The organism is Rummeliibacillus pycnus (assembly GCF_050459865.1).
Classification (GTDB): Bacteria; Bacillota; Bacilli; order Bacillales_A; family Planococcaceae; genus Rummeliibacillus; species Rummeliibacillus pycnus_B.
Window position 1 is genome coordinate 25,551 of the sequence record NZ_JBCMNM010000074.1, and the last position, 7,595, is coordinate 33,145.

The 7,595-nt window shown below is 36.1% G+C and carries 8 protein-coding genes; 1 reads left to right on the plus strand and 7 read right to left on the minus strand.

The genetic code is table 11. The features are described 5' to 3' along the window. Positions 1–509 precede the first annotated feature (509 nt). The 6 genes from ABE048_RS14725 to ABE048_RS14750 all read right to left on the minus strand — a co-directional run bounded on the left by ABE048_RS14725 (position 510) and on the right by ABE048_RS14750 (position 5,896). Positions 510–1,814 carry a pyrimidine-nucleoside phosphorylase gene (locus ABE048_RS14725; protein WP_430312018.1) on the minus strand — a complete coding sequence of 435 codons (1,305 nt, stop codon included), beginning with the start codon at positions 1,812–1,814 and terminating at the stop codon, positions 510–512. Between the two features lie 15 nt (positions 1,815–1,829). Continuing rightward, entirely contained in the window at positions 1,830–3,032 is a 1,203-nt protein-coding gene (gene deoB / locus ABE048_RS14730; protein ID WP_430312019.1) for a phosphopentomutase, read from the minus strand. 83 nt (positions 3,033–3,115) lie between these two features. After that, complete coding sequence (xerD, locus tag ABE048_RS14735; RefSeq protein WP_430312020.1) at positions 3,116–4,021, minus strand: site-specific tyrosine recombinase XerD; 906 nt, start codon at positions 4,019–4,021, stop codon at positions 3,116–3,118. 190 nt (positions 4,022–4,211) lie between these two features. After that, positions 4,212–4,667, minus strand: coding sequence for a Fur family transcriptional regulator (locus tag ABE048_RS14740; RefSeq protein WP_430312021.1), 456 nt, complete (start codon positions 4,665–4,667; stop codon positions 4,212–4,214). 119 nt (positions 4,668–4,786) lie between these two features. Then, positions 4,787–5,296, minus strand: a complete 510-nt coding sequence (locus tag ABE048_RS14745; protein WP_430312022.1) for a hypothetical protein — start codon at positions 5,294–5,296, stop codon at positions 4,787–4,789. A 54-nt stretch (positions 5,297–5,350) separates the two neighbouring features. Continuing rightward, entirely contained in the window at positions 5,351–5,896 is a 546-nt protein-coding gene (locus ABE048_RS14750) for an NUDIX domain-containing protein (protein WP_430312023.1), read from the minus strand. A 70-nt stretch (positions 5,897–5,966) separates the two neighbouring features. Here ABE048_RS14750 and ABE048_RS14755 point away from each other — a divergent pair, with 70 nt between their 5' ends. Further along, complete coding sequence (locus ABE048_RS14755) at positions 5,967–6,869, plus strand: aldo/keto reductase (protein ID WP_430312024.1); 903 nt, start codon at positions 5,967–5,969, stop codon at positions 6,867–6,869. Between the two features lie 47 nt (positions 6,870–6,916). Here the strand turns inward: ABE048_RS14755 and ABE048_RS14760 are convergent, their stop codons facing one another. Continuing rightward, positions 6,917–7,177 (minus strand): YqkE family protein, encoded by a 261-nt coding sequence (locus ABE048_RS14760; protein ID WP_430312025.1) that lies wholly within the window; start codon positions 7,175–7,177, stop codon positions 6,917–6,919. Positions 7,178–7,595: the final 418 nt, after the last annotated feature.

Sequence of the window (7,595 nt, forward strand, 5' to 3'; positions counted from 1 at the left end):
CTAATACATCTTAAGTCACTAAATTGATAAATTCATTTAGATGATTTGCAATATGGCGAGATTCTGCCCAATAGAAAAGAGGATATCTTAAAAGTTCAAAAAACTTTGTCAGATATCCTCATCTTTTGGATTAAATCATTCACATATTCTTTCACAAATTACATTGCCTCTAAAAACACATTAATTCTTTTGAATAGTTAACAGGCCGTTGATTTCCACTGCGGACGAACGCTTTCCGCGGGCGGGGCCGAGCCGCTTCCTTCGCTTTGCTCTGTCCAGGGTCTCGACTGTCCCGCTTTTCCCGCTGGAGTCGTCGCCCTCCGCTCCAATCAACTGATGTGTAAAAATACACCAAAGGTATTCGTATGAAAAAGCTAATCCTTTGTTTACCTTTTATTAATATAATAAAAATGAAAAAGGTATCGAGAGAATGTGTACTCTCAATACCATTTGCCAATACTCTATCACATTGATTCTTTAAAACAATGTGGTTTTCACACTGCTTTAAACTATTCTGTAATGATAGCTTCAATTAATTTAGGTGCATTTACCTTTTCTGTAGAAATCTCAATATTAGCATAGATTTTGTCTACTACTTCTTTTACGTCTTCACGATTCGAGTAAATGGTTACAAGAGATTCTCCATCTTGTACTGCATCGCCTACTTTTTTTCGTAGAATTAAACCAACTGCAAGATCAATTTCAGATTCTTTGGTTGCACGTCCAGCACCTAATAACATTGCTGCGGTACCAATTTCATCTGCAACTATATGACTTACATAGCCCGATTCTTTTGCTGGTACCTCAAATGTATATTTTGCTTGCGGAAGCAATGATGGATCATCGATTACAGCTGGGTTACCACCTTGGCCTTTGATGAATTTTTTAAATACATCAAGAGCTGCCCCATTTGCAATTACTTCTTCAAGTTGTTTACGTGCTTCCTCAATTGTTTTTGCATGACCACCTAACACGACCATTTGAGAACCTAATGTTAAGCAAAGTTCAGTTAAGTCTTTTGGTCCTTTGCCTGACAACGTGTCAATTGCTTCTTTGACCTCTAATGCGTTGCCTATTGCAAATCCAAGAGGTTGGTTCATATCGGAAATGATTGCCATTGTGTTACGACCTACATTTTTGCCGATTTGAACCATAGCATGTGCAAGATTTTTAGAATCTTCAACAGTTTTCATAAATGCTCCGTCACCTGTTTTCACATCTAAAACAATGGCATCTGCACCTGCTGCAATTTTCTTACTCATTATAGAGCTTGCAATTAACGGAATACTTGGAACAGTACCTGTAACATCACGCAAAGCATATAATTTTTTGTCTGCTGGTGTTAAATTACCACTTTGACCGATTACTGCTAATTTAATATCATTTACTTGTTTCGTAAATTGCTCAGTAGTTAGTTCTACGTGGAATCCTTCAATTGATTCTAATTTATCAATTGTACCACCAGTATGACCTAATCCACGACCACTCATTTTCGCAACCGGAACACCTACTGCAGCTACTAGAGGTCCAAGTACAAGTGTTGTTGTATCACCTACACCACCAGTTGAATGTTTATCTACTTTTACGCCAGCAATACCCGAAAGATCGATTTGATCTCCAGATTCAACCATTGCCATTGTTAGATCCGCACGTTCACGATCTGTCATATCTTGGAAATAAATAGCCATTGCTAGGCTACTTGCTTGATAATCAGGAATTGAGCCATTTGTATAACCTTCGATAAAGAAGCGAATTTCTTCACTTGTTAATTCGTGCCCATCACGCTTTTTCTCAATAATATCAACCATTCTCATGGAATCATCCCCCGTTTACTTTAATAGTTGTAAAAAGCTTTTACCGTATTCAGGTAGTTTCACATCAAAGTTATCAGCAACTGTTGCACCAAGTGATGCAAATGTATTTGTTTTTGGAAGTGCTTTTCCTTCTTTGAATCGTGGTGTATAAGCAATCAATGGAACAAATTCACGTGTATGGTCTGTTCCAGGGAATGTTGGGTCATTACCGTGGTCAGCAGTAATCAAGAGTAAATCATCTTCGTCCATTAATTCTAAAACTTCTGGAAGACGACGGTCGAATTCTTCTAAAGCTTCACCATAGCCAATTGGGTCACGACGATGACCATATTTTGCGTCGAAATCAACAAGGTTGATGAAGGATAGACCATGGAAGTCCTTTTTCACAACTTTCACCAATTGATCCATACCATCTGAGTTGTCTTTTGTACGGATTGCTTCTGTTACACCTTCACCATTGTAAATATCAGAAATTTTGCCTAATGCGATGACATCTAAACCAGCGTCTTTCATTTCATTCATTACTGTACGTCCGAATGGTTTTAAGGCATAATCATGACGATTCGAAGTACGAGTGAAGTTTCCAGGTTCGCCATTGAATGGACGAGCAATAACACGACCAACTAAGTATTCAGGTTTTAATGTAATTTCACGAGCGATTTCACAAATTTTATATAATTCATCAAGAGGTACAACATCTTCATGCGCTGCAATTTGGAGTACAGGGTCAGCAGATGTATAAACGATAATGGCACCTGTTGCCATATGTTCTTTACCGAAATCTTCAATTACTTGTGTACCTGATGCTGGTTTGTTACAAAGTACTTTACGTCCAGTACGTTCTTCTAATTCATCGATTAATGATTGTGGGAATCCTTCTGGATATACTTTGAATGGCTTATTGATATTAAGGCCCATGATTTCCCAGTGACCTGTCATTGTATCTTTACCAACAGAAGCTTCTTGCATATAACCGTAGAATGCTTCTGGTTTTTCAACTGATTTCATACCCTCTAGATCTTCAAGACCGATTAAGCCTCGAATATTTGTATAGCCTAGTTGTTGCATATTTGGCATTGATAGCCCTTTCATTTCACTAGCGATATGACCTAGTGTATCAGAGCCTACATCATTAAATTTTGCTGCATCTGGAGCTTCACCAATACCTACCGAGTCCATAACGATTAAGTGAATACGTTTAAATGGTTTTGTGTTCATCAAATTATCCTCCTTGTTCATACATTCATTCTATCAAATTTCGGAAAAAAATAAAGGTCAGACATCTGACGAAAAGCAATATATTATGCCCTTGGATGGAATTGTTTATACACTTCAGATAATCTCGTCTTACTAATATGAGTGTATATTTGCGTCGTCGCTATATCCGCATGACCAAGCATTTCTTGTACAGCTCTTAAATCCGCTCCATTTTCGATTAAATGTGTCGCAAAAGAGTGCCGTAATATATGCGGTGTTAATTCTTTTTCAATACCAGCCTTTTCTGCATAACCCTTCATCAATTTCCAACAGCCTTGTCTAGTTAATCTTTTCCCTCTTTGATTAATAAATAACGCTTCTGTTCGCATTTTTGCATTTTCTAATTGGAAACGAGCCTTATTTAAATAGTTTGTACAAGATTCAATAGCAGAACCACCTAATGGAATGATACGCTCTTTCCCACCTTTACCAAATACTCGCACAAACCCCATCGTTAAATGAATATCATCTATATTCAGTTCGATGCATTCGCTTACACGCATTCCTGTTGCATAAAGTAATTCTAACATTGCTCGATCGCGAACGCCTTGAGGTTTTGCAACAATTGGTGCTGATATTAGTCGATCAATTTCTTCTATTGATAATATTTTCGGTAATTTTTGTTCAATTTTAGGCATTTCAATATGCACAGTTGGATCATGATCACATCTCTTCTCTCTTAGCAAAAATTGATGAAAAGAGCGGATGGATGAGATATGTCTTGAGACAGATCGGGCAGATATTCCTTTGTTACGCAATTCTTGTAAATACTGAAGTATATGGAATCGCTCAATATCATCGAAGGTCTCAAGCTGCTGAGTTTCAAATATATTTTTTGTATAATCTTTTATATCGCGTTCGTATGATTGTAGTGTGTTATCGGATAATTGACGTTCGGCTCGTAGAAAATGTATATAATCTGCAATCGCATCTTGTATTTCTTGTTGCACAGCTGAACCCCTCCTAAAAATGTTAATTTGCGGTCATTTCCGTAGAAAGCACGCAATATAGTGCAAATGCACAATACTTTTTCTCTTATAATATCAACTGTGTTTTTTATCCTAGCAAAATAAAAAAGGACAGCACCTCCGCCATCCTTTACTTATCGCTATAAACTATTATTCATTTTTAAGTTCTTTGTTATTTTTCTTCTGCATGCTTTTCGTTACAACGCCAGCAGATACCGTGGAAAGTTAATCGGTGATCTTTGATTTGGAAGTTCCAGCGTTTTTCTACTACTGCTTCCACATCCTCAAGTAAGTCTTCTTGAATTTCATCGACGGCGCCACATTCGATACATACGAGGTGATGATGAAAGTGAGCTGCTCCTTCTTGTCGTAAATCATAACGAGACACTCCATCGCCAAAATTAATCTTGTCGACAATTTTCAGTTCTGTTAGTAACTCTAATGTACGATATACAGTCGCTAGACCGATTTCCGGTGCTTTATCCTTTACTAAAAGGTAAACATCTTCAGCACTTAAATGATCTTCCTCATTTTCTAAAAGTACTCTAACCGTCGCTTCTCGCTGTGGCGTCAGTTTATAGCTAGCACCATGTAATTGTTTTTTAATACGATCAATTCGGCTCTCCATATGACGCCCCCCTAAACTTCTACCATTATACCAAATGTTCAATTCTCATTACAAGATTAAGCACATAAATTCTTTGTAATGACTATTTACTGATAATTATTATCAATAAATAATTTCGATTAAAACATGAAATGGATGATAAGGAGTTCAATTAAAAAGATTATAACAGTCAATATACTAATAACAATAATTCTCTTCCAATGTATACCCTTTTTCCGACTATTATAAAATGGTTTTGGTACAAGGACAATAGAAAATAATAATAATAAACATGTGTAGAGAAACTGCACTGGGAACCACCAAAGTGCATAGTTCCAAAAAGCATTTTGCGTTGCAATTAAATAGGCTGAGCAGAATCCGAAGAAAGCACTTTTACTAACGACAACCAGTCGGGTAACGTGCCTAAACCATTGATGCGTAGCAAGTAACACTAAAAATACATAGGGCATGATTATTGGCCATAACGATTGCCACAAATTTGGCTTACCATCTAACTGTAATCGAGGGTCCATAATAGAAATTAGCCATTCACTTTGAGCTGGTGTAGTCATTTTGAATGCGATAATTCCTCCGATAAAGCCAATTGAAATGATCAGAAAAAAATAAGTTATTTGCAATGAGCGATTCACTAGGTCACCTACTTTCTAATAGTACAACCTATGCTTTCCGCTCTCAAAAATACCTTATTTTACTAGATTATTTTTTACCCACATAATAGCTAATATTGTCTTTGCATCGAAAATACGCTGATCTTTCACTAATTGCTCAGCCTCTTCTACGGAAACTTCTAATAATTCGACAAATTCATCTTCATCCAAACTTGCTGGCTGTGCGATTTTAAATAGGTTTCTTGCTGCAAATAAATGAATCACTTCATTCGCAAAACCTGGTGATGTAGCAAATGATTGAATAAACTCAAGCTCCATTGCACCATAACCGGTTTCTTCTTCTAATTCTCTTATAGCCGTAAGTTCTGGTTTTTCACCCGCCTCTAATTTTCCAGCAGGGATTTCTATAATACTACGTTCAAGTGGCTTACGGAACTGTTCCACCATGACAATTTTCCCTTCACTTGTAATCGGGATAATTCCTACTGCACCGGGATGCTTCACTAATTCTCTAGTTGCCGTTTTACCATTTGGTAATGTAACTTGATCAACTTGTACTTTAATTACACGTCCATCAAAAATATGCTTTGTAGATATTGTTTTTTCTTCGAATTTTTCCATGTAAAAAACCCTCACTATTGTTCTTTTACTTTAAATCATTGTACCATTATCTTATGAGGAGGGATATGTTTTGAAAAAACGTCAATTAGGCTCGAGTGATTTACATATTTCTGAAATCGGTTTGGGTTGTATGTCTTTACCAACTAATTCACAAGATGCTTCGTATATTATGGATGCAGCCCTTGACTATGGGATTAATTATTTTGATACAGCAGACCTATACGACCGTGGCTTAAATGAAGAAATGATAGGTCAATTTATAAAAGGAAAAAGACAAGATATTATTTTAGCAACGAAAGTAGGAAACGTTTGGGATTCATCAGGTGATTCATGGCACTGGGATGCTTCTAAAACGCATATAAAAGAAGGTATTAAAGATAGTTTGCATCGCTTAAAAACAGATTATGTAGATTTGTATCAATTACATGGGGGTACGATTGAAGATCAGTGGGATAAGGTGATAGAAGCATTTGAAGAACTAAAGCAAGAAGGTATGATTCGTGAATATGGTATTTCATCTATCAGACCAAATGTTTTGAAACGCTTTTTGACAACTAGCAATGCTGTATCTGTTATGATGCAATATAACTTGCTTGATCGTAGACCCGAAGAATGGTTGGATTTCATTGCAAATCAAGGCGCATCTGTTGTAACTCGAGGTTCTGTTGCGAAAGGATTGCTTACTGATGAATGGCAGAATCGTCTAATTAAAACAAATGGGTATTTGAATTATAGTAAAGAAGAACTTCAAAATACTTTAACTAAACTTGCTCATTCTACAAGCTCTATTCATGCTGCCGCACTTAAAACAATTTTACAACATCAAACGATAGCATCTGCAGTTGTAGGTGCAAGTTCAAAAGAACAATTAGCTGAAACGATTAAAGCTTATGTAAAAATGGACACAATCGAAAATATTGATGAACTAATTCATTTTACAAAACAAGATACTTACACAGCTCATCGTAATTAAAAAATGCGTTAAGGAGTTAGATACTTCTTAACGCGTTTTTGTTTCCATTAAAATTTAGAGCCTTTATCTCCATACTCTTCAAGTAATTCTGCAAAGGATTTATTTTTCTCACGTTGTTTTCTTTCAAATGCAAGCTGAGCTGCTTTTTCTTCTTGCTGCTGCTGTTCTTTTGCTACTAGCTCTTTTTTTGCAAGTTTTAACTTAGCCAAAACATCACTATTAAGTTGATCTTGGAGAGTTAGATTTTCTTCTTTTTCAACTGTCTTCGTATGTGATTGCGTTCTTTGTTGTCTTTTTTTCTTTGCCATTTGAATTTCCCCTTCTTTGCTTTTTGTCGCTCTTTACGATCGTAATATCATTTTCATTCAATTTTATCTCTTGAACATGTACTTTATCAACAGTAAATACGGATCCATCATATAATAAAGTAAAGAAAAAATTGCATAAAAAGATGATTTTATCCTCTGGGAGAAATTTCACTTAATCCAATATTGTCTTTAAGTGTAAGATCCTTACCCTAAAATTTGCCTTTAACATCTACCGTTAATTACAATAAATGTATTAGAGGATGTATGTTATCCTAATTTCGCCGAAAAGTGCGCCGTATATTGAAGGAGGCACACGAGATTACCTTCAAAAATACACTACATGTCATTCCAACAATTCAATAATTCGGTGAGTATTTCATATATAGTATTTACTTAGCATACCGCTCCAGATGGCGCT